Source organism: Bacillus sp. z60-11 (assembly GCF_046464135.1).
Taxonomy (GTDB): Bacteria; Bacillota; Bacilli; order Bacillales; family Bacillaceae; genus Bacillus; species Bacillus sonorensis_A.
Genome location: NZ_JBIYSN010000001.1, coordinates 127,131 through 153,426 on the forward strand (window position 1 = coordinate 127,131; position 26,296 = coordinate 153,426).

Consider the following 26,296-nt stretch of genomic DNA (forward strand, 5'->3'; position numbering starts at 1 on the left):
AGAAGACATATTTTGATATGATGGTTTGGATGTAAAAAAGATTTGACACCTTAACCATCTTTTTTTATACTCTGTATGTAAAAACTTTTTAACACCTATCTTATTGTGAAGGTGGAAATCTGATGAAAAATCAAATCAAGGAGTATCGAGAGAAAAAAAACATCTCGCAAGGAAAATTGGCAGACTTATGCAATGTGAGCAGACAGACGATTAATGCCATTGAAAACAATAAATATGACCCCAGTTTACAATTAGCATTTGATATTGCAAAAAATTTAGAAGTTAGGGTTGATATCTTGTTTTTAAATGAAAGGGAGGGAGAAGGATGAGCACTCGAAAAATGAGTTCAGCAATATCGGGTATAGCTGCTCTGATTGTGATAGGCTTTACAATTTATAAGATTGTTGTTGGAAAAGCTGTTGGATTTAACGAAGTTATGAGTATGGGTGCTTTGTTGATGATATTTTTTTCTGCTATCACTTGGGGAACAAAGAAAGAGCAAGATGGAATATTGCAGGAGGAAGAGCTCGGACAAAGGATTACAGAGAAAAGTTCGAAAGTGAGTTATTTTCTTCTGACATTTTTTATTTTTGGAGCAGTAGCTGCTGACCAATTTATAAACGAGACAATGAATATCTTTCTATTGCTGTTATTAGCGCTATCAATGATAACTTTACCTTTTATTGAGTTTTTAGTTGCAAAAAAATATCAGTAATATGTATAACTTTTTTCTCTAGCATGAAAATAAATTTCTGTAAGTAAAGGAAAAAGGCAATCCTAAAGAAGACGCAGCTTATTCATTTTTTAAATAGAGGCGAGTGTAAGGTGCTTCAGGTTCCTATTATGAAACAGTGTATCCTTAGATAATGATAGGCATAACGGGTCCCAGCTGCGGAAGGCCGTGTGCAGTCTAGGCAGCAATGACATCAGGTGAATGGAAGGCAGTTGAAAAATAAATGTATGTTTTAGGAATTTTTATCATCATGATTGCAATTGGCGCACTGATTGGCGCTGTGACGAATCACTTTGCGATCAAAATGCTTTTTCGCCCATATAAGGCGCATTACATATTCGGGAAGCGGATCCCTTTTACACCCGGTTTGATTCCGAAAAGACGTGATGAACTGGCGAGGCAGATGGGACAGATGGTCACAGGTCACCTGCTGACAACGGAGGGAATCCAAAAAAGGCTGACATCGGACGCGGTCAAAAAAGAGGCGCTCCAATTGGGGAGGCGGCTCTTGTCGCACGCAGGCCAATCGACGCTTACGCTTGGAGAAGCGCTCGAAAAAATCGGAATTGCCGATCCCGCCCAGAAGGCCGACCAATATGTGAACAAATGGACGGATGAAAAGCTGTCTGCCCTTTTGGAGGCGTATGAACATGAACCGCTGAAAGAGCTGATTCCTATAGAAGCACAGGAAAAGCTGAAAGAAAAAATCCCGATGGTGTCCGACTATATTTTGCAGCGGGCTGTCAGCTATTTTGAAAGTGATGAAGGGAAAAGCCGCCTTGGACATATGATTGACGATTTTTTGAAAGAGCGCGGCATGCTCGGGAGCATGGTGCAGATGTTTTTAGGCAACAGCAGCCTGGTTGACCGCGTTCAGCCGGAGATCATCAAGTTTTTGAAAAACGGTGAAACCGCACGGCTGCTGATGGATTTGCTTGAAAATGAATGGGACAAGCTGAAGGAGTATACTTTTAAAGAAGCGGATGACAAATGGAACCTTCAAACCTTGATCATGAAGATGAAACAAAAGCTGATGAAGCGATTTTCGCTCGCGCCTTTTTTTGAAAGAACGACAGGCTCATACGTCTCCATGATCGAACAGGAGGTTGAAAAACGTCTGCCGGAAGTGACCGACCGCCTTCTTGAAGAAGCAGGGCGCCGCCTGGAAGATATATTGAAAAGGCTCCAGCTTGAAGACATCGTAAAGGAGCAGGTCGACAATTTTCCGGTCGAGCGTCTCGAGGAAATGGTCTTGTCCATCTCGAAACGGGAGTTTAAGATGATCACGTATTTAGGCGGATTGCTTGGCGGAATCATCGGAGCGGTTCAAGCCCTCTTCGTGATCTTCATCTGAGAAATCGTCTGTATAACTGTGAAAAATACTCCATAGTTTGTTATAGTGGAGTGGTGCCATTTCCATGAGAGGAAATAACGGCAGGAAAGGAGCGTATGAACATGACGGTCAACTTGCACGATTCGGCTTATGATTTGGAGAAGGCATTGCGTGAAAGCGATGAATACTCCCGGTTGAAAAGCCTTTATGATGAGGTGAATGCCGATCAATCTGCCAAAAAGATGTTTGATAACTTTCGTGATATTCAGCTGAAGCTTCAGCAGAAACAGATGAACGGTGAAGACATCTCCCAGGAGGAAGTCGAACAGGCGCAAAAATCCGTAGCGCTTGTCCAGCAGCATGAAAAAATTTCTCAGCTGATGGAAGCAGAGCAGCGGATGAGCGTGCTGATTGCCGAACTGAACAAAATCATCATGAAGCCGCTGGAAGAACTTTACGGAAATCCGGAAAGCTAATAAAAAACCCCCTCTTTACATGGAAAAGAGGGGGTTTTTAACTAGGTGAATAAATAACTTTCATAATCATTTAAAAAAAGACTTGTCAATTTGTGAAATTGTTGCGATAATACTAAATGTAAGTGCTTTCATAGTTTGCCGGGATACGATCATGATAAACTGACTTGCGGCAAAATGTTAAGGGGTACAGAGAAAATGAACAGATTTTGTTGAAGGAAAGCACGACAACTTCCGGTCAAATAAAAGGGGTTCATTATATACAGCGAATTGAATGAAAAGGGGCATTGAATTCGCTGTTTTCGGATATTTTAGGGAGAAATCATGATCGTATCCAAAAAGATGCGAAGCAAAAGCCTGTTTTTCACAGGCTTTTTTTATTTGAACAAAAGAGCTCTGTTCTAAAGAGGCGGATCAGGACATATTCTCTGTAATAGATTCAGTCATCAAAGAAGGGGGACCTCCAAGTGTCAAAACAAATGCTTGCGCTCAATATAGACGGAACGCTGCTTCGGACAAACGGACGGCTTCATCCCGCAACGAAGGAAGCGATAGAATATGCAAAGAAAAAAGATGTATATGTTACGCTTGTCACAAACAGGCATTTTCGCTCGGCGCAAAAAATCGCCAAATCGCTTAAACTCAATGCAAAACTGATTACCCACAGCGGGGCCATTATTGCCGACAATATTGATGAACCATTGTTGGAAAAAAGGATTTCCGAAGAAAAAACGTTCAACCTTGTTCAAATATTGGAGAGCTATGATTGCAATATACGAATCCTCCATGAAAAATATTCAATCGGCAACCGCAAAAAAACAAACTCCAATCTGCTTGGCAAAACGATGATCCATCCGTCTGATCCGATCTTTTATCCCGTGCAGTTCGTTGATTCCTTAAGCGATATGCTGATGGATGAACCGGTCAGTGCGCCGGTTATTGAAGTTTATTGTACAAAAGAGCAGCAAGAGGATATCAAAGAAACGATCAAAGGCGCTTTTCCTTCGGTCGATATCATCGAGGCTGGAGAAAAAATGCTGATCGTCCACAAAGGCGTTTCAAAAGAATCGGGCTTGACCATGCTTGCCGCAGATCTTGGCTTCAATATGGACGATGTCGTCGCGATCGGCCATGACATCGATGATCTGCCGATGATTGAGCTTGCGGGACTCGGTGTGGCAATGGGCAATGCCGTCCAGGAAGTCAAGCAAAAAGCCGATTGGGTGACGCGATCCAATGATGAGCAGGGCGTCGCCTATATGATTAAAGAATATTTCAGAATGCAGCAGAGCAAAGGCTTTCTTAAAAAATTCCATATTAGAAAAGTATAATCCGACAACATCCCCGTTTTCGTTTTGGAAACGGGGATTCGTTTGTTACGGGCATAATCCGGAATGTTAAATGCGGGGAGGGGAGGCCTTTTTGCCGGCCCGGATTGATTTTGCCCGGTTATTTTTGTACACTAAAGAAAGTTTTGAAACGAAAAAGGTGATGAGATTGCGCATTTATATAGAAGGGCTTCAAGATGAAAGATTCCAGCGGCCCCTTGAGCACATAGCCAACCTATTTTTTGAAGAGTCCGAGGTTGTTTTCGCTGAAGAAGAAACAGCCGACCTTGCGATTGTCCTCCGCTATGAGCGGGACGAGGCATCAGTCAGCGCATCTGGAGCGATCAAAGATACGGACATCAAAGCCGACTGCACGAAATCACTTGCGCCCGGTTTGTCGGAGAAAGAAGCGTTCAAACAGGTGAAAAACACCGTTTCCTATATTTATTTAACGATGCTGCAAAAGCATACGGGGATCGTGCAGAAGTGGGGCATCTTGACAGGCGTCCGTCCGACAAAGCTGCTTCACAAAAAACTGCAGAGCGGCTTGTCAAAAGAGCAGGCTCATGCCGAATTAAAAAGAGATTACTTAATTCATGAAGAAAAGATCGAACTGATGCAAAACATCATCGACCGGCAGCTGAAAGCTGTTCCTGATTTATACGAATTGGACAGGGAAGTCTCGATTTATATCGGCATCCCGTTCTGTCCGACAAAATGCGCCTACTGTACGTTTCCAGCTTACGCCATCAGGGGGCAGGCCGGACGGGTCGGTTCATTTTTGTGGGGTCTGCACTATGAAATGCAGAAAATCGGCGAATGGCTCAAAACCCATCATGTGAAAATTACGACCGTTTATTTCGGCGGGGGCACACCGACAAGCATTTCCGCGGAAGAAATGGATCTTTTGTATGAAGAAATGTACCGCTCCTTTCCCGATGTGGAAAATATCCGTGAAATTACGGTTGAAGCAGGCCGCCCTGACACCATCACAGAGGAAAAGCTCGCCGTTTTAAACAAATGGAACATCGACCGCATCAGCATCAACCCGCAATCGTACGAAAATGAGACACTGAAGGCGATCGGACGCCATCATACGGTTGAAGAGACGATTGAAAAATATCATTTGTCACGAAAGCACGGCATGTCGAACATCAATATGGATTTAATCATCGGCCTTCCGGGCGAAGGCGTCAAAGAATTCCAAAACTCCCTTCGCGAAACGGAAGCATTAATGCCGGAGTCACTGACAGTCCATACATTGTCATTTAAACGGGCATCTGAAATGACGAGAAACAAGCACAAATACAAAGTGGCCGACCGCGGGGAAATCGTCAAGATGATGGATGATGCAGTGTCCTGGACAAAACAGCACGGCTATCATCCCTACTATTTGTACAGGCAAAAAAACATCCTCGGCAATCTTGAAAATATCGGTTACTCTTTGCCGGGACAGGAAAGCATCTACAACATTATGATCATGGAAGAAAAGCAGACGATCATCGGCATCGGCTGCGGAGCGGCAAGTAAATTTGTCGATCCGAACACAGGAAAAATCACGCATTTCGCCAATCCGAAGGATCCCAAAACATATAACGACAGGTTTGAACACTACACAGAGGAAAAACTTCGCTACCTGTCTGAGCTTTATGAACAGGACGCCAAAAGCGGGTTTCATAGGGCTTAAATCTGAACTGCCGGCCTAACCGGCAGTTTTTTTGTGAAATGAAACTTCAGACTTAAAAAAAGGTTTTGGAGATTAAAAGTGGAATAGTAAAGCTAACGTCTTTTGAAAACGCATTCGCGGAGGTGCTGAAAGTTGGAGTATATCAAATGGAAAGACAGGGGCGAGATGTTTGAGATTGTCCTGAATCGACCAGAGGCGTATAATGCCTTACATGTCCAAATGCTTGAAGAGCTGAAAGAGGCATTGACCCTTGCTTCGGAAAGTGAAGCGATGCTTTTGCTTCTGAAAGGCAGCGGAAAGGGATTTTCAGCGGGAGGCGACATCAACATGATGCTGTCCACCGATGAAAAACTGTCAGAACTTGTGATTGATACGCTTTCCGATATTGCAATGATGATCTACAGCATGCCGAAGATTACGGTCGCGGCCGTCCACGGTGCGGCGGCGGGGCTGGGGTTGAGCCTTGCACTCAGCTGTGATCATGTGCTTGCCGACAAAGGAGCAAAGCTGGCGATGAACTTTATCGGCATCGGTCTTGTCCCTGATGGCGGCGGGCATTTTTTTCTGGAACGGCGAATTGGTGAACGCGCCGCCAAAGAACTGATTTGGAGCGGCAAAAAGCTGACGGCTGATGAAGCGAGGAGGCTTCAGCTGGTTGATGCGGTATTTGACGGGGATCTCGACCGCCATGTTGGGGCGCATCTCGAAAAACTGCTCGAATCGCCGCTTTCGGCCATGATTGAGACGAAAAAAATTTATCAGACTTTGAATGCCGGCCGTCTTCGCACAACGCTTGATCTTGAAAAAGTGTCCCAGATCAAAATGAGAAGGACAAGCGATCATCAAGAAGGAATCAGGGCGTTTCTGGAAAAGCGGCAACCCCGGTTTAATCGCCAATGACTAAAGGCACGAATGGGATGGCGGTCATGGGAATGAGGTTTGAAACGATTTGTAAAAAAATTTAAACTTTTATAAAATGATTCATAAGACACAGGTTGTTGGAGCCGAGGGGGCGGAGAAAATTGAGACAAAAGATTCCATCTGAATTCGTTGCTGCAAAGCTGAATGACTGGTACAACGCCATTCGGAAAAATCAGGTCGCCGCCAGTGAATCATTAAAAGCCGAAATTTTAAACGACTTTCAAGACATGGAAGAAAATCAGGATGTCCTGCTTTATTATTCGCTGCTAGAATTCAGGCATAAGCTGATGCTCAGCTATTTGAAACCAGAAAAAACAGAAAATATTGAAAAAAACCTTCGGGATTTGGAAGAAAAAGAAGACCAAATGACGGGGTTATTAAACTATTACTATTGGTTTTTTAAAGGAATGTACGAATTTAAGCAAAAGCAGTTCGTCAAAGCGATCGACTGTTATAAAATGGCTGAACAAAAAGTGAGCGTATTGGCAGACGAGGTTGAAAAGGCAGAGTTTTATTATAAGCTTGCGGAAATTTATTATTATATCAACCAGCGGTACCTTTCGATCAACTATGCGGAGCTGGCTTCCGAGATTTTTAACAAATACGAAACACTGAAAGAAAAAAAGATTTTTTGCGATTTTATCATTGCCGGCAATTGGGTTGAATCGATGAAATATGGTGATGCGCTGACAAGTCTGTCCAATGCTTTAGAAGATGCGAAAAAAATCGAAAACAGCCATTTGACGGCATCCGCACATTTCAATTTGGGGAATTGCTACTTTTATCAAGGATTATACCGCGAAGCTTCCGACCACATGGAGAGCGCTCTTTCCATTTTCAAACAGGAAAGTTCATCATATATTCCAAAGGTTCTCTACAATTTGATGTACGTCCATCTGAAACAGGCCAATTTTGCTGTAGCTGCCGAATGTTACGAAAAAGGCATCAAAAGTGCGGCATCTCTCGGCGATGAAGAACATGCGGCAAAGCTGAATATTCTGCGGGGACTGTATTTAGACGGAGGGGACCAAATCGCTGTGGAACGCGGATTTGATTATTTGGAGTCGAAACATATGTATTCTGTTGTCGAAGAACTGGCATTAGACGCGGCTCAATATTATAATAAAGTTGAGCGGCTGAAAGATTCCATTTTTTATTATGAAAAGGGCGCTCAGGCAAGACGAAAAATTCAAAGGGGAGATGCGTTGTATGAAAGTTAAGCTGCTGGTTGTCGCGTTGTCGTTGGCTTGTGTGTTGACGTCTGCGAGCTTTTTGTCGGAAAGCGGAAAAGCCCCTTCGCTGTATGCGGACAAAATGATCACGACTTCGGACGGGAATACAACGGCATAGGAGGCGCACTTTAGTCTATGGAGGATTTAGGAAGCCCGGCGGAAAAAGAGTGGAAATCGTTTTGGTCAGTTTCTCTGTTTTTGGTGCTGGGCGCGGCTGGAACTGCTGTCTTCAATCCGGTCTTTCAGTTGGAAGACATGCCGTTTCGCATTTTCGACGTTTTCATCATCTCTGTGCTGATCGCAAACGGTCTCTATTTTTGGCAGAGACATAAAGGCATTGCATTTGTGTCGTTTTTGCTCGGATTGCTTAACCTCGGCTTGTTGGCCGCGTTGATTCTCGGGTAAACAAGCAGTCAAAGGACGGGCGGCGGAACACCGGTGTCTGCTTCAAAGCGCCGCCTCGCGATTTCTTTTATCTTTGGAACACGATCATTTTACCGGACGAATGAACTACACGGTGGGTATGGTCCGAGAATTGTTTTTCCTTCAACAGCTTTTTTCCTTTTTCTTTTGCTTCTTCCTCATTCATCGCTTCAAACCGTTCATTCAGCAAGGTTTCCCCCGAAGGATCGAAAGCGGTTACATAATATGTTTCCATTTATATTCTCCTTTCACAAATAAAGATCTGTTTGTTTAAATTTATATAAAAATCAAAAAAATCCTTTTTAAATTTGTATGACTAACGTATGATTGTAAATTGGAAGGAGGAGTTTTTGATGCTGAAAATCGATCATGTAACGAAAAAGTTCGGTTCTTTTACAGCGGTGAACGATCTGACGCTCGAGATCCCCGAGAAAGAAATGTTCGGACTGCTTGGTGCAAATGGAGCGGGAAAAACGACGACGTTTCGAATGATACTGGGCCTTTTGAATGCGACAGAAGGCGCGGTGACCTGGAAGGGGAAGCCGATCAATTACAATGTCACCGGCAGCATCGGCTATTTGCCGGAGGAACGCGGACTGTATCCGAAGCTGAAAGTAAGAGATCAGCTCGTATACCTCGGCCGTCTGAAAGGCATGTCAAAACAGGACGCGCTTAAAGAAATGGATAAATGGCTGGAAAAATTCCACATTACAGAATATGCGGATAAAAAGGTTGAAGACCTCTCAAAGGGAAACCAGCAAAAGATTCAGTTCATCACAGCTGTTCTGCACAAACCCGACCTTTTGATTCTCGATGAGCCGTTCAGCGGACTCGATCCTGTCAATGTCGAGCTGTTAAAGGACGCGGTTGTTTCCCTGAAAAACAGCGGAACGTCCATCGTCTTTTCGAGCCACAGGATGGAGCATGTTGAAGAGCTCTGTGAACACGTCTGCATTTTGCAGCGCGGCACGCCGGTCGTTCAAGGAAGATTAAAAGAAATCAAGCGTTCTTTTGGCAAAAAGAACGTCACGATCCACTCAGATGACGACTTGAGTTTTCTCAAAGAAGCGAGCGGGATTACAAAGTGGAGAGAGATTTCTGACGGCGTCAGGCTGCAAATCGAGAATGAGGACATTTCCCGGGAGCTGTTTTCCATGCTTCAAGGGCGCGGGTTTATCCGAAAGTTTGAACTGGAAGAGCCTTCTTTGCATGATATTTTCATTGAAAAGGTAGGTGCCCGTTATGAGTAGGTTTTGGATTGTCCTTTTTCATACATATATAAGCAAGCTGAAAACGAAGTCTTTTATCATCTCGACTGTGATCACACTTGCACTGGTGATGGTCGTCACAAACCTGGGCTCAATTATTTCCATGTTTGACAGTGACGGCGGTGAAGCGGATAAAATCGCCGTCATTGATGAAGCGAATCAGCTGTATGAGCCATTTTCCCAGCAGGTGAAGGCGATTGACAAGGATCATGAGCTGAAGCTTGAAAAAGCGAAGAAGACTGAAAAAGAGCTGGAACAAGACGTAAGAGATGATAAGCTTGACGGGATCCTCATTTTAGCCAAGGATCAAAAAGGCGAAGTCTCCGGAACATATAAGGCGCTTGATATCGCTGAGAAGTCATCTGTTTCCACGATTGAACAGGCGCTTTCACAAACGAAAATCGCCGTCGGCACGGCTGAGCTGAATGTGCCGCCGGAAAAGCTGAATCAGCTTTTTGCACCGGTTAAAATCAAAAGTGTCGCTCTGAAAGAAGGGGCCAAAACGGAGGAAGAGCTGGAGAAGGCGTCAGGCCTTGTCTATATCGTCCTGTTTGTCATCTATATATCTGTCGTGATGTATGCATCAATGATCGCGACTGAAGTGGCAACCGAAAAATCGTCCCGCGTCATGGAGATTTTAATTTCCAGTGTACCGCCCGTTCAGCAAATGTTTGCCAAATTGTTCGGGATCGCCCTCTTGGGGGTTACACAGCTGGCCGTCCTGATTCTGGCAGGCTATATGTCCCTGCAGGCAAACGCAGAGAATGCAGGCGGAGCGGCAGAACAGATTAAAGGCTTTTTCGACCTATCCGGTGTTCCTGTGGCAACGCTCGTTTACGGCGTGATTTTTCTGGCGCTCGGCTATTTCCTTTATGCAACGCTTGCCGCATTTCTCGGCAGCATCGTCAGCCGGATAGAAGACGTTCAGCAGACGATTTCCCCGATGATCTTTTTGGTTGTCGCCGGATTTATGATTGCGATGTTTGGTTTAAACGCGCCTGACTCACCATTTATTACGGTCACTTCCTTCATTCCGTTTTTCGCCCCGATGATTATGTTTCTCAGGGTGGGAATGCTTGATATTCCGTTTTGGGAGGCGGCGCTTGGCATCGGCATCACCGCCGCAACCATCATCATTCTCGCGGTCATCGGTGCGCGGGTTTATAAAGGCGGCGTTCTCATGTACGGCCACGGAGGCGGGCTGAAAAATATCAAACAGGCGCTTCGCCTGTCCAAAGACGAATAGTGAGAATAGGAGAAAAGCAGCTTGAAAGAAAAGCTGCTTTTTCCGGTTGATCAATAGAACGTGCATTCGCCTGAAAGCCGTGATAGAATGAGGGCAGAAATTGTTTTATAAAAAAGGAGCAGAAGATTGACAAACATCACCTTCATTCACGCTGCCGATCTGCATCTGGACAGTCCGTTCCACGGCCTCAGCCGGCTTCCTGAAGAGGTATACCGCAGGATCAAAAACAGCACATTTCAGAGCGCGGCGAATGTGTTTCAGCTTGCCGTAGATGAGCGGGCTGATTTCATGCTGCTGGCCGGCGATCTTTTCGATGAAGCGAACCGCAGCTTAAAAGCCCAAATGTTTTTGCGCAATCAATTTTTAAAACTCCGGGAAAACGATATTAAGGCTTATGTCATTTTCGGAAACCATGATCATTTGGGCGGGGAATGGACACCTGTTGAATGGCCTGACAATGTCCACATTTTTTCTGCGGAGGACATTGAAGAAAAGCCGTTTTACAAAGACGGCCGGCTTGCGGCGAGCATATATGGATACAGTTATCCGGAGCGCTCGGTATTTGCGAACAAAGCTTCCGAAATGAAAAAAACGACGGACGCCCCCTTCCATATCGGCATGATCCACGGCACGCTTGCAGGGGAAAGCGGCCATGATCCATACTGTCCCTTTTCTCTGCAAGATCTAAAAAACGGCCAGATGGATTATTGGGCGCTCGGCCATATTCATAAACGACAGGTCATTTCATCCGGACATCCGGCGGTGATTTATCCGGGAAACACACAATCCCGCCATATGAAGGAAACCGGTGAGAAAGGCTGCTATCTCGTCAAGGCTCATGAAGGCGAACTTTCCTTTGCCTTTAAAGCGGTTTCGGATGTGCTCTGGGAAACGGTTGATCTCGATATATCGGAAACAAAACATTTAACAGACTTAATCGATCTGATCGAAGGCGTCTTTCAATCATTCAGAAATCAAGGAAAACCCGCCTGCATCAAAGCCGTGCTGACCGGAGAAGCTCCCCCTTATTTGAGGGAAGGGTCGGCGGGAATCACAGATGAGCTGCTTGACATTTTTCATGACCAGGAGCTGGAAGAAGAACATTTCATCTGGCTCGCCGCTGTCGAAGACCGGACTGACAGAGGGATGGAGGACTTGGAAAGCGATTCGTTCTTCCGGGAGCTCACACGTGAAATTAATGATTTTGAGGATATCGGCCTGATTCTCGCCGATTTGGAGAGACACCCCGTTTTCAGAAGGTATGGAGAGCGCTTTGAGAAGGAAGATGTTCACGACATTCGCATTCAGGCGCAAAATGCTCTGCTTCATGGGCTGAAGATGATCAGGAAGTAAGGGAGGATACGGGGTGAATATTCACGCAATACATATATACGGATACGGGAAGTTTGCCAATCAGATATTTCGCCTTTCGCCTTCCGGCCTTCACTTAATCTACGGGCTGAATGAAGCCGGAAAAACGACGCTGATGTCCTTTATTGAGAGCATGCTGTTCGGCTTTCCGAAAACGAAGCGATACGTGCCGAAAACAGGCGGAATCTACGGGGGAATGCTGGAAGCCCGGCATCCCGAACTGGGTCATATCCGCATTGAACGGATTGCGGGAAAGCCTGAACGGGTCACCGTATATTTAGAAGATGGAAGCACCCGGCCGGAGGCGTTTTTGAAACAGCTGCTGTCAGGCATCGACAGGCGGCTGTATAAAGCGGTCTACTCATTTGATGTGTTCGGGCTTCAAGAGATTCATCAATTCAGCCGTGATCAAATGGACAAGTTTTTGCTTTTCTCAAGTCTGTTCGGATCAGACGTCGTATCCAAAATGGATGAAGCTTTGAGAAAAAGGCAGGAAGAGCTGTTTAAGCCGAATGGCCGGAAGCCGGAGCTCAATCAGGAGCTTGAACATTTAAAAAAGCTTTCTGAAGATCTGAAAAAGGCGAAAGCGCGCGAAGGCGACTATCAGCAAATCGTAAACGGAAAAAAAGCCGCGGAAGCGTCCATTAAGGAGAACGAACGGCTGCTGAAAGACCTGATGCACTCGATCGCGCAAATTGAACAGGCGATCGAGATTCATCCGCTGAAGGAAGAGGAGCGGCGGCTGGCCGCAGAGCTTGAGGCGGACGGGGCCGCAGAAAGCGGCTTCCCGGAGGGAGGGCTTTTTGAGCTTGAAAAGTACGAATCCCACCTTCATCCAAAGGCCGCTCAGCTGAAGGCGCTGCAAGAAAAAAAACGCGATTTGAAGCAGCAGGCGGCGGCTCTTGCGCCGCATGAAGGCTATTTGCGGCATGAAGCGAAAATCGAAGAGCTCTTATCAGAGCATCCGTTTTACCAATCATATACCGAGACAATCATGACGCTGACGGACAAGCTGAAGCAGACGAATGAAAGGGTTCAGGCCGGGATGAAGCGGCTGAAGATCGATCATGAAGCGGACATTCTCAAGGCGGACACCACATACGAGTACGAGTGGAAGCTTGAGGAGACGGTTCAGACTTTTCTCAGATTGCGCGAAGAGAAACGAACCCTTGATGAACGCTTTGAACAGGCGCGGATCAATCTTGAGGAGGCGGAACAGGCCTGTTCTGATGTTGAAGGCGAAGTGATGCCGGATGATATCCGCAAACAAAAGGAGGAAGCGCTGAGCCGTTTGACAGCAGCCGGCGGAGGGGCCTTGAAACGTGAAGAGCTGCTGCGCCAGCTGTCATTTCTGAAGCGTGAACAAAACGAGCGGATGAAAAAAAGGAAAACCGCTGCTGCCGCGGCGCTGACAGCGGCAATTGCAGCAGGCGCCGCAGCGGTGTTTTTCAAAGCTTGGCTTCCGGCCGCTTTGATCATTCCCTTATCGCTCGTGTTGATTCTTTTCGCATTGAAAAAGCCGGAGCCGTCCTCTGTTATGGCTTTCATGGAAAAGCAGCTTGAAGATGCCGAACGCGGTGCAGCGGAAAATGGCCCGGAACTGAAACGCTTAAGAGAAGCGCTGTGGAGGGACGACCAAAACAGACAGCTGCTCATGGCCAAACAGTCTGAATTGAAGCAAAAAGAGGCGGAATACGAACGGGCGATTCAAAAATTCGAAGAATGGGAAAAAGATTTTTTTCCCTATCAGGAGCAAATCGATCGCTATTTAAAAGAGCTGAACCTGGGAATTGATCCGTCCTTTTTATCCGATGCTTACGCTTTGATGAAGGAACTTTCCACGAGGATATCCGAAAAGAGGGAAATGGAAGACGAACTTCGGAGCTTGAAGGCAAAAAAAGCATCGTTTGAAGAGCGCTTAAGACGGCTCGCCACATTGCTCCTTCAATCTGAAGGCAGCGTGCAGGAGCTGATGTTCAAGCTGAAACACGAGCTTGATTCACAAAAAGAAAAGCTCCTGAAAAAACAGGAGGCAGAGCTGTCTATTCAACATACGGATGAGCAAATCAAAGAATTGTCGGAGGAAGCGGAGTACTTCAAATCACAAATCACCGCATTGTTTCAAAAGGCTGGAGCAAACGGCCGGGATAGGTTTATTGAACTGGCGAAGCGCGATGAGTTCAAAAAAGAAGTGAAACTAGAGCTCAGCCGGATCAAAGCTGAGATCAGCAAAAAAGACGAAAGGGCCGTCATGCTGGCGTCCGCTCATTCTCTTGCCGATCTTAAAGAAAAGCTTGAAGGAGCCAACGAACAAAGGAACAGGACGGAAATTCAGCTGAAAGAAGAAAGGGAAAAGGCTGCTATGCTTTTGGCAGAGCAGCGCAGGCTTGAAGAATCCGGAACGGTTTCCGAGCTCACACACCTGGTGGAAATGCAAAAAGCGCGGGTCACCGAACTCGCCAAAAACTGGGCCTCTGTCAAGCTTGTCAGGCAGGCGGTGAAAAACAGGATAGAAGACCATAAGAAGGTTCGTCTTCCGAAGCTTTTGCATACAGCAGAATCTTTATTAAAGCCGTTAACAGACGGACGATATGAAAACATTTATTTTTCCGAAACAGATGACGCCATGATGGTCATGAGGAAGGACAGAGCTGTGTTTTACGCACACGAGCTTTCCCAGGCCACATGTGAACAGCTTTATTTGGCGATCCGCTTTGCGCTCGCCCTGTCCCAGCAAAAACGCATCAATCTGCCTTTCCTGCTTGATGACAGCTTCGTCCATTTTGACCGAAAAAGGTTTAAACAGGTGCTGGACATATTAAAACGCCTGTCAGGCGAAGAGCAGCAAATATTATACTTTACATGTCATGAACATGTGAGAGAAGCTTTCCGCGAGGGAGAGGTGACAATGCTTTCTCCAAGTCTGCACCAGATGGAAAAATAAGGTTAATGTCAATCTGTCAATAAATGGTCTGTGTTATAATGAATTTATGTAAGAAAACGGAGGGAGCTTTAAAATGGCAAAAGGTATTATGCTGCATGAAGTCGGCGAACAGGTCGATATGTATCTGCTTATCAAATCGTCGACAAAAGGGATCGCAAGCAACGGAAAACCGTTTTTAACACTGATGCTCCAGGATCAGTCGGGAGATATTGAAGCAAAGCTTTGGGACGCCAAGCAACATGATGAAACGACTTATGGACCGCAGACGATCGTCAAAGTGGTCGGAGACATTCATCATTACCGCGGGCGGAACCAGCTGAAACTGAGAAACATCAGACCTGCGGCCGAACATGAAAACGTCCGGATCGACGATTTTCTGGAGACCGCCCCGATCCCCAAAAATGAAATGATGGATACGGTCACCCAATATATTTTTGAAATGAAAAACCCGAATATTCAACGAATCACGAGACACCTCGTCAAAAAATACGGAAATGAATTTATGGACTTTCCGGCTGCGACGAAAAATCATCATGAGTTTGTATCTGGACTGGCATACCATGTTGTCTCGATGCTGAAGCTGGCGAAATCGATCGCGGACCTGTACCCGACGCTCGACCGGGATCTGCTGTATGCCGGTGTCATTTTGCATGATCTCGGGAAGGTCAAAGAGCTCTCCGGCCCGGTGTCAACCACCTATACGGTTGAAGGGAATCTGCTCGGCCATATTTCAATTATGGTGACGGAGATCTCAAAAGCCGCAGAAGAGCTGCAAATTGATACCGAGGAAGTGCTGATTCTTCAGCATTTGATTTTAAGCCACCACGGCAAACCTGAATGGGGAAGCCCGAAGCCGCCGATGGTCAAAGAGGCGGAGGTCCTTCATTATATTGACAATCTTGACGCGAAAATCAATATGATGGACAGGGCGCTCGAACGGGTCAAGCCTGGTGAATATACGGAACGCGTCTTTGCTTTGGATAACCGCTCCTTTTACAAGCCTAGTTTTCATAAATAAACGTCATAACTTGTCTCCTTTTTGCATAATGTCTGATATACAGTTTATTGAAAAAGGGGGATGAGCCATGCTGCTGTTTCCGTGGTGGGTCTACCTTTGCATCGTCGGCATTATATTCAGCGCTTATAAGCTGATGGCGACCGCAAAGGAAGAGGAAAAGATCGATCAGTCGTTTATAGAAAAAGAAGGCCGCATTTATATCGAGCGCATGGAGAAGGAAAAAGAAAGGCGAATGAAGCGTTCTGCCGATGACAAAAACGAGGGTTCAGAGAAAAATGAACATTCCATCGCATAATAAAAAGCTGTCCTCACCCCTTAGGGATGGACAGCTTTTTTTGCGACATCAGCTGTTGCTGTTGGTGTTTGTCTGTGACTGATCGATCTGTTTTTTCAGCTCTTTGTCTTTGACTTTTAAATCAGCGTCTTTCACAAGCTTGTCTATGACAGATTGAAGCTCAGTTTGATCGTTTAGCTTTTGTTCTTCAACTTCTTTTTTCAGTTCTTTTTTCATATCATCATATTTGCCGCGCTCTTCGGTTTTCTTAATGATATGGTAGCCGTAATCCGTTTTGACCGGTTCGCTGACTTCGCCTGTTTTCAATGCGAAAGCGGCTTTGCTGAATGTTTTATCCATTTCGCCTTCTTTGGCAAACCAGCCGAGATCGCCGCCTTTTTCAGCTGTGCCGTCAGTTGAATACTCTTTTGCAAGGTCTTCAAACTTTTCGCCTTTTTTCAGCTTTTTCTCAACTTCTTCTGCGGTTTTCTTGTCTTTGACAAGAATGTGGCTTGCGCGGATTTTGCCTTTTAGGCTGTCATAATACTCTTTTACGTCATCATCGGTTACTTTTATGTTATCCTTTGCGGCTTTTTTCATGAGAAGCTCGTATTTAATCTGATCTTTGACATAGTCTTCGCCTTTTTGCTTAATGAGTGAATCAAGCTGGTCTCCCATTGATTTTTTGTACTCGTTCAGCTTTTTGTCGATTTCTTTATCGGTGACATCGTATTTGTCATCGAGTACCTTTTTCTGAACAAGCATGTTGAGCGCGTCCGCTCCGGCGTTTTCTTTAAGGGTTTGGTAAAGGTCTTCTTTTGTTATGTTTCCAGCTTTTGTTTCAGCAACAACCTGAGAATCTCCTCCGCTACATGCGCTGAGAGCCAGCACGCTTGTTGCTGTTATCGCCGCAATTGCAATTTTCTTCATAAATGCAAACACTCCTAATCTTAACAGTTTAAACTTCCTTTAAATTGTATCATATCATATTCTGACATGCTGTAAAAAGAATTTCAACAGAGGGGCATCCGTCTAGTCAAATTTTCTCGGCGGTCATACACATATAGTGATCAAGAAAAGGAGGTCAATAACATGAGCGGAGGATACTCAAGCGGTTTTGCTTTATTGGTCGTGTTATTCATTTTGTTAATCATCGTTGGTGCAGCTTATCTGTGCTAAACCTGGAAAATAGGAAAAGAACCGCCAATTCCGGCGGTTCTTTTCTTTTTCCGAGAGCCTAATCGTTTCATGACATTCGTGCATACACTAATGTAACGACTGGGGCAGAGGAGGTGTCAATATGGGCGATGGTTACGCAGGAGGTTTCGCCGGCGGTTTTGCACTGTTGGTGGTACTGTTCATTTTATTAATTATTATTGGTGCTTCTTGGATATGCTAATGAAAAAGGATAGCTCCCTTACATTCTGAAGGGCAGCTATCCTTTTTCTTTACACTGTAAAGGAAATCTCAATGAATGATGAGATCAATAAAATTAAAATCAGCACGTTAATCATTCTAAATACCTTATCCTGCCGTTCTTCAGGAATCTCTCTGACAAGGCATAAAGAGTTTGTAAGCTTGTTTATGTTAAACACAGTGAAGACCGCAAACAAGATGAAATAAAAAAGAATAATAGGAGATCCCCCTCTCTGTTTCTGCTCCATATTACATTACCAAATATTTATTAAAAAAGATAGAAAATAGACTGAAAAAAAGGATTTTCCAGCGCTTATTCCGCTTATTTTTGTATTAAAATATCAAAATCGTCTGCTTCCTGATCAACAAAGCAATTCTTCGGCGCTTTGACCAGTTTCCAGGCAAACAAAAAGTCCGGCAGGCAGTAGCCGAAATGGATGCTGGAAATGATGCAGAAATAATGGGCGAAGCTCGGCATCACTGCTCCCGCGTAAAACAAAATCGGTGTAATCACGAGGAATGGGCAGAGAAGAGAAGTCAGCATCGTATTTTTCGGAATTTCTCTCCATGTTCTCATTTTCAGCCAAAAAATCTTTTTTTCTATTTTTTTCTTCGTCAACATCGGTACAATGTGAAGGATCTTATGGGCGATAATCGCAGCAATTAAAAGCCCGGCAAACAAAAGCGCATGATCGCCTCTCTGAACGGTTTGCGGATGAATAAGCTGCATAGCCAAATATTCAGGAATAAAAAATAAAATCATTAAACTGACGGCACTGAGCACGATGCGCATGCCTCCATAATCTTTGATCAGATTGATGGTTTTCCAGCAACTCATGAATAACATCCTTCCGTTTCAAAACTCATATATGAAATCCTCAGAATAATTTACTCCCTTGGATGAGAAAAATCAATCCCTTTTCGAAAAAAAGTTCGTTATTTTAGAAAGAATTTAGGGGCTTTTAAAGGAACGGAAAATTTTCCGCTGAACTTTCATCAGAAGCTAATATCGGCTAAAATAAGAGAAAGGGTGAGAGAAGTGACGAATATGAAATCATTGGAACAGCGTCTTGAGCGGCTGGAATTTTATACGAGGCTGCTTTTGAGCACACTAGATTTAAGCGAATATCCATATTATAAAATGCTGATTGAACAGGGCTTATCCGAGGAAGAAGCAAAGGAGACGGAAAAGCTGTGCGAGGAACTTACAAAGGAACTGGAAGCGCAAAAAGCGCAAGGATATGTGATGTTCGATCATCTCCTTACGCTTTTTGCCGGGCAGTTAAATGAAAAACTTGAAGTGCACGAAACGATTTTCGCCCTTCACAGACAAGGTCTTTACAAACCGCTGATGAGCGAGTTCATCAGCATCATCAAGCGATATGATCTGGCTTAATTTTTAATTGGCTCAAGCGGTTTGTCCATTTCTATCGATTCCCCGGCTTCTTTTGCTGGTTCTTTTTTCTTCATTTTGCCCTCTTCGCTGACAAATTCATTTTCAATGTTGGTAAACGATTTTTCGAAAATTTCCATGAAATCATCGCCGTAAATATGGCGGATGATGGACATCATTTCCACGATTTCAGGGAATTTTCCGTACAGCTGATGCAGGGGCTGGGCGCCTTTTAAAACAGCGTTCCGGGATGGGTCATAGGACTCAAGGATTTTAAGAAATACCTCTTCGCCTTTCGGGGTCAGCTGAATGTACGTATTGCGTTTATCGTTTAATTTTTTGGAAAATTCAAGATATCCTCTTTCCTCAAGCTTTTTGGAAAAATTAAACGCCGTGGATACATGCATGACACCAAACTTCGCAATTTCTGAAATGGAAGCTCCGTTCAGCTGGTAGGCAATCCACAAAATATGGTGTTCGTTAATGTTCAGATCATAAGGCTTAATCCACTGCTGCCAATCCTTTTCGATCGATTTCCAAAGCGCCTTGCTGAGCTGTGCCATTCGCTGGCTGAATAAAAGGGCTTCTTTCACTGAATAGGGCTCTTCCGCTCGATTCATTCACTTCACCTGCTTCTCTTTATCTTATAATTTCTATTATGCCAATAAAATAAAGATTAATAAAGATGTAAATTTACGAAATTTTTAAAAAATCCTTTTTTCGGTGTTAATTCAACATTTTGATTAAAAAAAGAGCGTGAAAATGACCATTCACACCCCTTTTTAAAGGTTCTTTTTTTTCGCTGAATATATTAGTTTTGTAAGGTTTTCTCCAGTTGTTTGATCTTCTCTTCAATATCAGCGATTTCTTTTTTCAGGTTCTCCTGATGAGGCTGGATTTCCTTGCGCCACTCCTGGATGGACGTCTGCAGTTCGCTGCTGACATCTTTGATGATTTCAGCGCCTTCTCTGGCGGTTTTGACAACCTGTTCTTTTAAAGCACGTCCGTCGGTTTTCAGTCTATTGACAGTGTCTTCAAACTTTCCGCAATTTGATTTGAGCTGTCTTCTCAAATCCTTTCCTGAAGTCGGTGCGGACAATAAAGCGGCGACACCGCCGATGATTCCGCCCACAATCAGTCCAGCTGCTAAAGATCGGCCTTTTGACATGTACATCACCCCGGTTATATTTTTGAAAGGTCAGGCTATAAAGCAAAAACGCCGGCCTTTTTGTCATTGAAAACTTGTTTTAGATTCAGAAGAAACATCTGCATAGCTTGCTTTATTTTAGCATACTTTTTAAAAAAGGAGGGAGAGGGTTGTCTGTCATCATCATTGTTTTAACAATATTATCCGCTGTTTTTGCTGCAGGCTCCTTTTACTATTTAAGGCTTCTCGGTTTTTCCGCATCTTATCCGCCGAAACGCGTACTAAAACAAAAAGCGCTTTTTTGTACGGGAAGCGCTGGATTAGCACTCCTGCTCCTTTTTTTCATTCGGCTTCTTATATAAAATATCGGGCGGATTCCTCTTTTTTTGACCATAGAAATGAAAAAAACCTCTCTAAAAAAGGAAGATCACCTTTTTTAAAGAGGCATTTCGGTTTTATTTTGCCTGTTCGATCAGTCTTGAACGTTTCATGATCGCCTGCACGATCGGGTAGATCACGAACATGGCGATTGTGTTGATGAGTGCAGCAGGCAAAACCACGAGCGTAAACAGTGCGGCAAATCCCTGGTTTCCAGGCAGGCCGACAATCAGGAGGGCCGCCGCCAGGAAGATGGTTCCGGAAAGGATCGTTCCCGCTGCGGTTAACACGGAAGCTGTGACCGTTCTATTTTTCAGCTTCTTCACAGCAAGAAATACGGCAAAGAAGATCAAAGCTGTAATTGGTTTGTCAATGATGTTCGGCAGCTGTCCTCCCGGAAATGCGGTCGTTAAAGCGGAAATGATGCCCGTCACGATTCCGATGACAAGTACGTTTTGCACTTTAGGGAACAGAAGGATTCCCATAAACATCATAATCAGCATCATATCTGGCTTCATACCGTAAAAAAAGGGCGGAATCACAGCGTGCAGCGCTGCTCCGATGGCGGCAAAAAGCGCCATGGCAACTAATTCTTTTGTTTTCATGTCTATTCTCTCCTCGTCTCAGGCTCTTTATTGCTTTCCAATAATATGCTCGCCATTTATTGCGAAAGCTTTCTAGTAGTATATCAAACTTTAGAAGGAATGGGGAAGCCTTTTTCAGAAGATGTCAGAAAAAGGATCAAGGCTTAATGCTCTTCCTGGAATCTCTTCATAAATGCTGCCAGTTTCTCGCAGTCTTCAACGGAAACAGCGTTGTAGATCGATGCTCGGCAGCCTCCGACAGAGCGGTGTCCGCCGAGTCCCGACATTTTTTCTTCCTTGGCCTTTTCGATGAATGATTTTGTCAGCTCATCATTTTTCAGCGTAAAGGTGACATTCATGGCTGAACGGCTGTCCGGTCTCGCATGGCCGCGGTAAAATCCGCCGCTTTCATCAATCGCGCTGTATAAAATCTCGGCTTTTTTGCGGTTGCGTTTTTCGATTTCGGCCAGTCCGCCTTTGTCTTTGATCCATTCAAGGACAAGAGACAGCATATAGATCGCAAAAGTCGGCGGTGTATTATAGAGCGAATTCGCTTTTGCGTGTGTGGAGTATTTTAAGATTTTGGCGATTCCTTCATTTTCCTTTGCGAGCAGCTCTTTTTTCATAATGACGACGGTGACTCCGGACGGTCCGAGGTTTTTTTGGGCGCCGGCATAGATGATGTCAAACTGTGAAACATCGATTTTACGGCTTAAAATATCGCTCGACATGTCGGCTACAACCGGAATCGGAGAGTCGGGATATTCCTGCCACTGCGTTCCGAATATCGTGTTGTTGGATGTCAGATGAAGATATGCCCCGTCCTCCGGAATTTCCGCAACTTCCGGAATATAGCTGTATGTGTCCTCTTCGCTTGAAGCGATGATCGATGTGTTTCCGAAAACCTTCGCTTCTGCGAGCGCCTTTTCAGACCATGACCCGGTCATGACGAAGTGCGCCGTTTTTTGTGCGGACAGAAAATTCATCGGAATCATTGAAAACTGGAGGCTTGCTCCGCCTTGCAGAAACAAAATGTCATAATCCTCAGGGATCTCCATCAGTTCTTTTAAAAGAGCTTTCGCTTTTTGATGAACGGCATCATACTCCTTGCTTCGGTGGGACAGCTCCATAACGGACATCCCTGCACCGTTGAAATCAAGAAACTCGTCTTTCGCCTTTTGCAACACCTCTAAAGGCAGTGCCGCAGGTCCTGCATTAAAGTTCGTTGTACGTATCATCACAATCGCTCCCTGTTCATGTATAAAAATATAAAACAATCCTATCATAAAAGGATCGCGTTATACATAAAAAATTTGAATTGTGTGAAATATAGAGCAATCTGATTCCAGCCGCACCAAGAAGGAGCGAAACATGTGAATATTTTATGACAAAAACGCGGGGATGCGGGAAGGCTTTATATAGAAAAAGGCATCGATGTTCTCGATGCCTGAGGAAGTGTTATGCCTGTTTGGTCAAACGGCTGTTAATGGAAGAGGCAATCGTTTGCAAATCTTCCGGTGAATAGTCGTCCGCGTGTGTTTTCCAGACGGCGCCGAAGCCGTCACCTTTTCCGTAGCGCGGGATGATGTGCATATGATAATGAAAGACGGACTGACCCGCTTTTTCGCCGTTGTTGTTGAGCAGGTTTAAGCCGATCGGCTCGTACTCATCTTTAATGGCTTGGGCGATTTTCGGAACCGCTTCAAAAAACTCTCTTGAAATTTCAGGCGTCATTTCGTAAATGTTCGTTTTATGGACTTTGGGAATGACCAGGGTGTGTCCTTTCGTCACTTGGCTGATGTCAAGAAAAGCCAAGACGTGTTCGTTTTCATATACCTTTGCACATGGGATTTCACCGTTAATGATTTTGCAAAAAATACAGTCGCTCATATTTTTCCTCCTTTTTCCATTATGGAAAGGTTATGTATAAGCATCATATTACCATAATTTCCGGTGAAACACGAAAACAGGATGAACGGCTCCCGCGTTCACCCTGCCATGAAGAAGGTTCGCTTGTTGATGAGAAACTTTTCCTGCCTTTTGCAAGCACCCCATTTTTCGTCAAAATGAAGACTTGAAACGCCTATACATTTCCTGCGACAAACACCTCATTTGATCGTCACACCCTTTTCAAACGGCTTTGCCATAAGAAGCGGATGCTTTCTCAATTCAGTGGATGAAAGAAATTTCTAAGCTGACACGTTTCTTACTCAAGACTCGTCTTTGACAAACACCTCATTTGCCAGAGTGATCAGCTGCCCCTTCTTCATCACTTAGATTGTCCTGAACCGTTTTCGATTATTCGTTTTTCTTTCAGACTGAAAAAAGCCGGAGGGAAAACGTTTTAAAAGCCTCCTTGTTTTTGGTACTATTAAGAAAAATGAGTGGAAAGGAACGAACGTATGTCACTACTGACTGTTAAGGATCTGACTGGAGGATATACAAGAAATCCGGTGCTCCGCAATATTTCATTTTCGATTGAACGGGAGCAGATCGTCGGATTGATCGGCTTGAACGGGGCGGGGAAAAGCACGACGATCCGCCATATTATCGGACTGATGGAGCCGCACAAAGGCTCTGTTGAGCTGAACGGCAAGACATTCATGGAAGATCCGGAAAGCTACCGTTCCCAATTTACGTTTATCCCGGAAACACCGATTTTATATGAAGAGCTCACGCTGAAGGAACATTTGGAACTGACCGCGATGGCCTATGGATTATCGAAAGAAACATTTGAAAAAAGGCTTCCGCCGCTGCTGAAGGAGTTCAGGATGGAGAAGCGTCTCAAATGGTTTCCGGCCCATTTTTCCAAAGGGATGAAGCAGAAGGTCATGATTATGTGCGCCTTTTTGGTGGAGCCTGACCTTTATATTATCGATGAGCCTTTTCTCGGCCTTGATCCGCTGGCGATCAACGCTCTCCTTGAACGGATGAATGAAGCAAAGAAAAACGGTTCGGCCGTTTTGATGTCGACGCATATTTTAGCCACCGCAGAACGGTATTGTGATTCTTTTATTATTTTACATAACGGCGAAGTGCGGGCTAAGGGTACGCTTGAAGAGCTGAGAGAGCAGTTTTCCATGAAAGAGGCGAGCCTTGACGATCTGTATGTTGAACTGACGAAGGAAGAGAGCTATGAATAGCATTCGCGCGATTTGGAAGACAAGGATCGAGGAGTATATAAAAGAGACGAGATCGTACTTGAAATATATGCTGAATGATCATCTCGTCATCGTCATGATTTTTGTGCTGGCGGGCGGTGCGAGCTGGTACAGCAAATGGCTGAAGGAGATGCCGGAAGGGTTTCCGGCCTATTGGCTGATGGCCGTCCTGTTTTCGCTCATTTTGGCGGGATCGCATGTCAGAACATTGATTAAAGAAGCGGATCTTGTTTTTTTGCTGCCGCTTGAAGCGAAAATGGAGCCGTACTTAAAACAGGCCTTCCGATTCAGTTTTATCACACAGCTGTTTCCGCTTGTCGCGGCGATGCTCGTTTTAGCGCCGCTGTACTTCGAGGCGAGCGGAAAGACGCTGTCGGCTTATCTGATGTTGCTGGTTCAGCTTATTGTTTTAAAGGTCTGGAACATGGCGATGCAATGGCGTTTGACATACTTCAGCGAGAAAAATATGCGGATTATGGACAGGGTTGTCCGCTTTTTTCTCAATGCGATCGTGATTTACTTTGCTTTAGAGGCCTCCTACGGCTTTGCCGCCGCGCTTTATGTGATCATGGCAGCTTTGCTCGTCTATTTCACAATGATTGATAAGAAAAAGTCATTGAAATGGGAGCTCCATATAGAGGATGAAATCAAAAGAAAACAACGGTTTTACCGGCTTGCCAATCTGTTTACCGATGTCCCTCACCTAAAGAAACAAGCGAAAAGAAGGGCATATCTCGACTGGATGCTCGGCTTCATCCCGTATGATCAGCGGCGGACATTTGCGTACATGTACGGCAGGGCATTCATCAGATCAAACGACTATTTCGGAATCGTGATCAGGCTGACCGTGATTTTCGCCCTCATCATTGCTTACTTTTCAACGGTTGAGTGGGTGTCTGCACTGCTTGTCGTCTTCACCGTTTTCATCACCGGCATTCAGCTGACACCGCTGTTTGATCATTTTTCGCATTTGTCTTTGCAGGAGCTCTACCCTGTCAGACAAGAAGAAAAAAGAAAGAGCTTTTTCCAGCTGCTTCAGATTGTCTTGAGCATTCAGGCGATCTTAGTCGCAGCCGCCGCCTGCGTCAGGCTCCAATGGACAGGTATGCTTTTAGGTCTGGGCGGTTCGGCGCTCTTAATATTTGTCGTCATGAAGCCTTATTTTACCAGCAGGTTAAGGAAAAATGCCCGCAGATAAAATGAAACCTTTTCTCCTTTTTTCAGTATGAATAAAGAAGAGGTGAAAGGCGCATGAATGAAAACCAGCTGTTGTTAGATGAGGCTCACCGCTGGAAAATGAAGTTTCTGCGGAAGCAGTCGATGGCAGAACGGATGTCAAAAGGCGTTCAGACAAAGATCAATGCTGCCATTCCCAAAAAAGTGCACAAGGCCGTAACGGAAAGCATCAAAAAAATGGTCGAAGCGACGCTCGTCGGCTCAAATTTGACGACTTCCCAAAGGGAAACTGGCTCCCTTTCCTTAAAGGAAAAAGCCGAATTGGCGCAAAAAGCGGTGGCCCGCTATCAGAAAGCGGCCGCAGTCGAAGGAGCCGGTACGGGTGCCGGCGGGATTTTTCTCGGGTTGGCGGATTTTCCGCTCCTGCTCGGCATCAAAATGAAATGCCTGTTTGAGTTGGCAGCGATTTACGGCTATGACGTCAAAGTGAAGGAAGAGCGGATCTTCCTCCTGTATATTTTTCAGCTTGCTTTTTCGGGTGATGCCCACCGGAAAGAGATTTTCCGCATCATTGACAATTGGGAAAGAGAAAAGCGCGACATCGATTGGCAGACATTTCAGCAGGAATATCGGGATTATCTCGATCTCGTCAAATTATTTCAGCTTGTCCCGGGCTTCGGTGCGATTGTCGGGGGAACGGCCAATTATCAGCTGCTCGGCCACCTCGGCGAAACGGCGAGACATGTCTTTCACTTAAGATTCATGAAAGAGACAGCCGGATAATCCGGCT

Annotated in this window: 32 protein-coding genes; 23 read left to right on the forward strand and 9 right to left on the reverse strand. The window is 45.0% G+C overall.

Annotated elements, in window-relative coordinates; all coding sequences use genetic code 11:
• Window positions 1-122 precede the first annotated feature (122 nt).
• From ACINLD_RS00730 to ACINLD_RS00775, 10 genes are all read left to right on the forward strand, one after another.
• Window positions 123-329: a helix-turn-helix transcriptional regulator gene (locus ACINLD_RS00730; protein WP_026586243.1), complete on the forward strand. Its 207-nt coding sequence runs from the start codon at window positions 123-125 to the stop codon at window positions 327-329.
• Window positions 326-715 carry a hypothetical protein gene (locus ACINLD_RS00735; protein ID WP_026586244.1) on the forward strand — a complete coding sequence of 130 codons (390 nt, stop codon included), beginning with the start codon at window positions 326-328 and terminating at the stop codon, window positions 713-715. The genes ACINLD_RS00730 and ACINLD_RS00735 overlap by 4 nt, the downstream gene beginning before the upstream one ends.
• Before the next feature lie 241 nt (window positions 716-956).
• The gene (locus ACINLD_RS00740) at window positions 957-2,087 is read left to right on the forward strand and encodes a DUF445 domain-containing protein (protein ID WP_077737113.1); all 1,131 of its coding nucleotides are present in this window, start codon (window positions 957-959) and stop codon (window positions 2,085-2,087) included.
• 101 nt (window positions 2,088-2,188) lie between these two features.
• On the forward strand, window positions 2,189-2,542 hold the full coding sequence (locus ACINLD_RS00745; protein ID WP_026586246.1) for a YlbF family regulator: 354 nt from the start codon (window positions 2,189-2,191) through the stop codon (window positions 2,540-2,542).
• A gap of 464 nt (window positions 2,543-3,006) precedes the next feature.
• Complete coding sequence (locus ACINLD_RS00750; RefSeq protein WP_026586247.1) at window positions 3,007-3,870, forward strand: Cof-type HAD-IIB family hydrolase; 864 nt, start codon at window positions 3,007-3,009, stop codon at window positions 3,868-3,870.
• Between the two features lie 166 nt (window positions 3,871-4,036).
• A complete protein-coding gene (locus tag ACINLD_RS00755) occupies window positions 4,037-5,554 on the forward strand; it encodes a coproporphyrinogen III oxidase (RefSeq protein ID WP_026586248.1) in 1,518 nt (505 codons plus the stop codon).
• A 132-nt stretch (window positions 5,555-5,686) separates the two neighbouring features.
• Entirely contained in the window at window positions 5,687-6,454 is a 768-nt protein-coding gene (locus ACINLD_RS00760; RefSeq protein WP_026586249.1) for an enoyl-CoA hydratase, read from the forward strand.
• Between the two features lie 122 nt (window positions 6,455-6,576).
• Entirely contained in the window at window positions 6,577-7,695 is a 1,119-nt protein-coding gene (locus tag ACINLD_RS00765; RefSeq protein ID WP_077737112.1) for a Rap family tetratricopeptide repeat protein, read from the forward strand.
• Window positions 7,685-7,825 carry a hypothetical protein gene (locus ACINLD_RS00770; protein WP_179115746.1) on the forward strand — a complete coding sequence of 47 codons (141 nt, stop codon included), beginning with the start codon at window positions 7,685-7,687 and terminating at the stop codon, window positions 7,823-7,825. The genes ACINLD_RS00765 and ACINLD_RS00770 overlap by 11 nt, the downstream gene beginning before the upstream one ends.
• A gap of 17 nt (window positions 7,826-7,842) precedes the next feature.
• Window positions 7,843-8,112, forward strand: coding sequence for a hypothetical protein (locus ACINLD_RS00775; protein WP_077737111.1), 270 nt, complete (start codon window positions 7,843-7,845; stop codon window positions 8,110-8,112).
• A gap of 67 nt (window positions 8,113-8,179) precedes the next feature.
• Here the strand turns inward: ACINLD_RS00775 and ACINLD_RS00780 are convergent, their stop codons facing one another.
• Window positions 8,180-8,365 (reverse strand): YhzD family protein, encoded by a 186-nt coding sequence (locus tag ACINLD_RS00780; protein WP_077737110.1) that lies wholly within the window; start codon window positions 8,363-8,365, stop codon window positions 8,180-8,182.
• A gap of 118 nt (window positions 8,366-8,483) precedes the next feature.
• Here ACINLD_RS00780 and ACINLD_RS00785 point away from each other — a divergent pair, with 118 nt between their 5' ends.
• The 6 genes from ACINLD_RS00785 to ACINLD_RS00810 all read left to right on the forward strand — a co-directional run bounded on the left by ACINLD_RS00785 (window position 8,484) and on the right by ACINLD_RS00810 (window position 16,272).
• The gene (locus tag ACINLD_RS00785) at window positions 8,484-9,380 is read left to right on the forward strand and encodes an ABC transporter ATP-binding protein (RefSeq protein WP_409445008.1); all 897 of its coding nucleotides are present in this window, start codon (window positions 8,484-8,486) and stop codon (window positions 9,378-9,380) included.
• Window positions 9,373-10,644, forward strand: a complete 1,272-nt coding sequence (locus ACINLD_RS00790) for an ABC transporter permease (protein ID WP_077737109.1) — start codon at window positions 9,373-9,375, stop codon at window positions 10,642-10,644. Before ACINLD_RS00785 ends, ACINLD_RS00790 begins: the two co-directional genes overlap by 8 nt.
• 126 nt (window positions 10,645-10,770) lie before the next feature.
• Window positions 10,771-11,997 (forward strand): exonuclease SbcCD subunit D, encoded by a 1,227-nt coding sequence (locus tag ACINLD_RS00795; RefSeq protein ID WP_077737108.1) that lies wholly within the window; start codon window positions 10,771-10,773, stop codon window positions 11,995-11,997.
• 13 nt (window positions 11,998-12,010) lie between these two features.
• Entirely contained in the window at window positions 12,011-14,959 is a 2,949-nt protein-coding gene (locus ACINLD_RS00800) for an ATP-binding protein (protein WP_077737107.1), read from the forward strand.
• A gap of 73 nt (window positions 14,960-15,032) precedes the next feature.
• Entirely contained in the window at window positions 15,033-15,977 is a 945-nt protein-coding gene (gene yhaM / locus ACINLD_RS00805; RefSeq protein WP_077737106.1) for a 3'-5' exoribonuclease YhaM, read from the forward strand.
• A gap of 67 nt (window positions 15,978-16,044) precedes the next feature.
• Window positions 16,045-16,272 carry a sporulation YhaL family protein gene (locus ACINLD_RS00810; RefSeq protein ID WP_026586258.1) on the forward strand — a complete coding sequence of 76 codons (228 nt, stop codon included), beginning with the start codon at window positions 16,045-16,047 and terminating at the stop codon, window positions 16,270-16,272.
• Window positions 16,273-16,320: 48 nt separating this feature from the next.
• Here the strand turns inward: ACINLD_RS00810 and ACINLD_RS00815 are convergent, their stop codons facing one another.
• Window positions 16,321-17,181: a peptidylprolyl isomerase gene (locus ACINLD_RS00815; RefSeq protein WP_026586259.1), complete on the reverse strand. Its 861-nt coding sequence runs from the start codon at window positions 17,179-17,181 to the stop codon at window positions 16,321-16,323.
• 162 nt (window positions 17,182-17,343) lie between these two features.
• Between ACINLD_RS00815 and ACINLD_RS00820 the strand changes: the two genes are divergently transcribed.
• Both ACINLD_RS00820 and ACINLD_RS00825 read left to right on the forward strand, forming a co-directional pair.
• On the forward strand, window positions 17,344-17,430 hold the full coding sequence (locus tag ACINLD_RS00820) for a YjcZ family sporulation protein (RefSeq protein WP_035427975.1): 87 nt from the start codon (window positions 17,344-17,346) through the stop codon (window positions 17,428-17,430).
• Window positions 17,431-17,551: 121 nt separating this feature from the next.
• Entirely contained in the window at window positions 17,552-17,650 is a 99-nt protein-coding gene (locus tag ACINLD_RS00825) for a YjcZ family sporulation protein (RefSeq protein ID WP_003180247.1), read from the forward strand.
• A 49-nt stretch (window positions 17,651-17,699) separates the two neighbouring features.
• Here ACINLD_RS00825 and ACINLD_RS00830 read toward each other — a convergent pair whose 3' ends face one another.
• Window positions 17,700-17,915 (reverse strand): hypothetical protein, encoded by a 216-nt coding sequence (locus ACINLD_RS00830; RefSeq protein WP_003180249.1) that lies wholly within the window; start codon window positions 17,913-17,915, stop codon window positions 17,700-17,702.
• Window positions 17,916-17,989: 74 nt separating this feature from the next.
• Window positions 17,990-18,505, reverse strand: coding sequence for a DUF3267 domain-containing protein (locus ACINLD_RS00835; RefSeq protein ID WP_026586260.1), 516 nt, complete (start codon window positions 18,503-18,505; stop codon window positions 17,990-17,992).
• A gap of 210 nt (window positions 18,506-18,715) precedes the next feature.
• Between ACINLD_RS00835 and ACINLD_RS00840 the strand changes: the two genes are divergently transcribed.
• Window positions 18,716-19,063 carry a YhaI family protein gene (locus ACINLD_RS00840; RefSeq protein ID WP_026586261.1) on the forward strand — a complete coding sequence of 116 codons (348 nt, stop codon included), beginning with the start codon at window positions 18,716-18,718 and terminating at the stop codon, window positions 19,061-19,063.
• Here the strand turns inward: ACINLD_RS00840 and ACINLD_RS00845 are convergent.
• Both ACINLD_RS00845 and ACINLD_RS00850 read right to left on the reverse strand, forming a co-directional pair.
• On the reverse strand, window positions 19,060-19,680 hold the full coding sequence (locus ACINLD_RS00845) for an HTH-type transcriptional regulator Hpr (protein ID WP_026586262.1): 621 nt from the start codon (window positions 19,678-19,680) through the stop codon (window positions 19,060-19,062). The genes ACINLD_RS00840 and ACINLD_RS00845 overlap by 4 nt on opposite strands.
• Before the next feature lie 191 nt (window positions 19,681-19,871).
• A complete protein-coding gene (locus ACINLD_RS00850) occupies window positions 19,872-20,228 on the reverse strand; it encodes a YtxH domain-containing protein (RefSeq protein WP_026586263.1) in 357 nt (118 codons plus the stop codon).
• 149 nt (window positions 20,229-20,377) lie between these two features.
• On the opposite strand from ACINLD_RS00850, the gene ACINLD_RS00855 reads away from it, so the two are divergent.
• Entirely contained in the window at window positions 20,378-20,569 is a 192-nt protein-coding gene (locus tag ACINLD_RS00855; protein ID WP_026586264.1) for a hypothetical protein, read from the forward strand.
• A 93-nt stretch (window positions 20,570-20,662) separates the two neighbouring features.
• Here the strand turns inward: ACINLD_RS00855 and ACINLD_RS00860 are convergent, their stop codons facing one another.
• The 3 genes from ACINLD_RS00860 to ACINLD_RS00870 form a co-directional block, all read right to left on the reverse strand.
• Window positions 20,663-21,190: a tryptophan transporter gene (locus ACINLD_RS00860; RefSeq protein WP_026586265.1), complete on the reverse strand. Its 528-nt coding sequence runs from the start codon at window positions 21,188-21,190 to the stop codon at window positions 20,663-20,665.
• A gap of 143 nt (window positions 21,191-21,333) precedes the next feature.
• Complete coding sequence (gene serC, locus ACINLD_RS00865) at window positions 21,334-22,407, reverse strand: 3-phosphoserine/phosphohydroxythreonine transaminase (RefSeq protein ID WP_026586266.1); 1,074 nt, start codon at window positions 22,405-22,407, stop codon at window positions 21,334-21,336.
• A 220-nt stretch (window positions 22,408-22,627) separates the two neighbouring features.
• On the reverse strand, window positions 22,628-23,059 hold the full coding sequence (locus tag ACINLD_RS00870; protein ID WP_026586267.1) for an HIT family protein: 432 nt from the start codon (window positions 23,057-23,059) through the stop codon (window positions 22,628-22,630).
• 512 nt (window positions 23,060-23,571) lie between these two features.
• Here ACINLD_RS00870 and ACINLD_RS00875 point away from each other — a divergent pair.
• Genes ACINLD_RS00875 through ACINLD_RS00885 form a run of 3 tightly spaced genes read left to right on the forward strand, consistent with a single transcriptional unit; the run spans window position 23,572 to window position 26,289 of the window.
• Complete coding sequence (locus ACINLD_RS00875) at window positions 23,572-24,312, forward strand: ABC transporter ATP-binding protein (protein ID WP_026586268.1); 741 nt, start codon at window positions 23,572-23,574, stop codon at window positions 24,310-24,312.
• Window positions 24,305-25,528 carry an ABC transporter permease gene (locus ACINLD_RS00880; protein WP_026586269.1) on the forward strand — a complete coding sequence of 408 codons (1,224 nt, stop codon included), beginning with the start codon at window positions 24,305-24,307 and terminating at the stop codon, window positions 25,526-25,528. Before ACINLD_RS00875 ends, ACINLD_RS00880 begins: the two co-directional genes overlap by 8 nt.
• Window positions 25,529-25,581: 53 nt before the next feature.
• Window positions 25,582-26,289: an EcsC family protein gene (locus tag ACINLD_RS00885; protein WP_026586270.1), complete on the forward strand. Its 708-nt coding sequence runs from the start codon at window positions 25,582-25,584 to the stop codon at window positions 26,287-26,289.
• Window positions 26,290-26,296: the final 7 nt, after the last annotated feature.

Coding starts and splice junctions, on each gene's coding strand:
- ACINLD_RS00730 (WP_026586243.1), top strand. CDS start 123: ATGAAAAATCAAATCAAGGAGTATCGAGAGAAAAAAAACATCTCGCAA.
- ACINLD_RS00735 (WP_026586244.1), top strand. CDS start 326: ATGAGCACTCGAAAAATGAGTTCAGCAATATCGGGTATAGCTGCTCTG.
- ACINLD_RS00740 (WP_077737113.1), top strand. CDS start 957: ATGTATGTTTTAGGAATTTTTATCATCATGATTGCAATTGGCGCACTG.
- ACINLD_RS00745 (WP_026586246.1), top strand. CDS start 2,189: ATGACGGTCAACTTGCACGATTCGGCTTATGATTTGGAGAAGGCATTG.
- ACINLD_RS00770 (WP_179115746.1), top strand. CDS start 7,685: ATGAAAGTTAAGCTGCTGGTTGTCGCGTTGTCGTTGGCTTGTGTGTTG.
- ACINLD_RS00775 (WP_077737111.1), top strand. CDS start 7,843: ATGGAGGATTTAGGAAGCCCGGCGGAAAAAGAGTGGAAATCGTTTTGG.
- ACINLD_RS00780 (WP_077737110.1), bottom strand. CDS start 8,365: ATGGAAACATATTATGTAACCGCTTTCGATCCTTCGGGGGAAACCTTG.
- ACINLD_RS00785 (WP_409445008.1), top strand. CDS start 8,484: ATGCTGAAAATCGATCATGTAACGAAAAAGTTCGGTTCTTTTACAGCG.
- ACINLD_RS00790 (WP_077737109.1), top strand. CDS start 9,373: ATGAGTAGGTTTTGGATTGTCCTTTTTCATACATATATAAGCAAGCTG.
- yhaM (WP_077737106.1), top strand. CDS start 15,033: ATGGCAAAAGGTATTATGCTGCATGAAGTCGGCGAACAGGTCGATATG.
- ACINLD_RS00810 (WP_026586258.1), top strand. CDS start 16,045: ATGCTGCTGTTTCCGTGGTGGGTCTACCTTTGCATCGTCGGCATTATA.
- ACINLD_RS00815 (WP_026586259.1), bottom strand. CDS start 17,181: ATGAAGAAAATTGCAATTGCGGCGATAACAGCAACAAGCGTGCTGGCT.
- ACINLD_RS00820 (WP_035427975.1), top strand. CDS start 17,344: ATGAGCGGAGGATACTCAAGCGGTTTTGCTTTATTGGTCGTGTTATTC.
- ACINLD_RS00825 (WP_003180247.1), top strand. CDS start 17,552: ATGGGCGATGGTTACGCAGGAGGTTTCGCCGGCGGTTTTGCACTGTTG.
- ACINLD_RS00830 (WP_003180249.1), bottom strand. CDS start 17,915: ATGGAGCAGAAACAGAGAGGGGGATCTCCTATTATTCTTTTTTATTTC.
- ACINLD_RS00835 (WP_026586260.1), bottom strand. CDS start 18,505: ATGAGTTGCTGGAAAACCATCAATCTGATCAAAGATTATGGAGGCATG.
- ACINLD_RS00840 (WP_026586261.1), top strand. CDS start 18,716: ATGAAATCATTGGAACAGCGTCTTGAGCGGCTGGAATTTTATACGAGG.
- ACINLD_RS00845 (WP_026586262.1), bottom strand. CDS start 19,680: ATGAATCGAGCGGAAGAGCCCTATTCAGTGAAAGAAGCCCTTTTATTC.
- ACINLD_RS00850 (WP_026586263.1), bottom strand. CDS start 20,228: ATGTCAAAAGGCCGATCTTTAGCAGCTGGACTGATTGTGGGCGGAATC.
- ACINLD_RS00860 (WP_026586265.1), bottom strand. CDS start 21,190: ATGAAAACAAAAGAATTAGTTGCCATGGCGCTTTTTGCCGCCATCGGA.
- serC (WP_026586266.1), bottom strand. CDS start 22,407: ATGATACGTACAACGAACTTTAATGCAGGACCTGCGGCACTGCCTTTA.
- ACINLD_RS00870 (WP_026586267.1), bottom strand. CDS start 23,059: ATGAGCGACTGTATTTTTTGCAAAATCATTAACGGTGAAATCCCATGT.
- ACINLD_RS00875 (WP_026586268.1), top strand. CDS start 23,572: ATGTCACTACTGACTGTTAAGGATCTGACTGGAGGATATACAAGAAAT.
- ACINLD_RS00880 (WP_026586269.1), top strand. CDS start 24,305: ATGAATAGCATTCGCGCGATTTGGAAGACAAGGATCGAGGAGTATATA.
- ACINLD_RS00885 (WP_026586270.1), top strand. CDS start 25,582: ATGAATGAAAACCAGCTGTTGTTAGATGAGGCTCACCGCTGGAAAATG.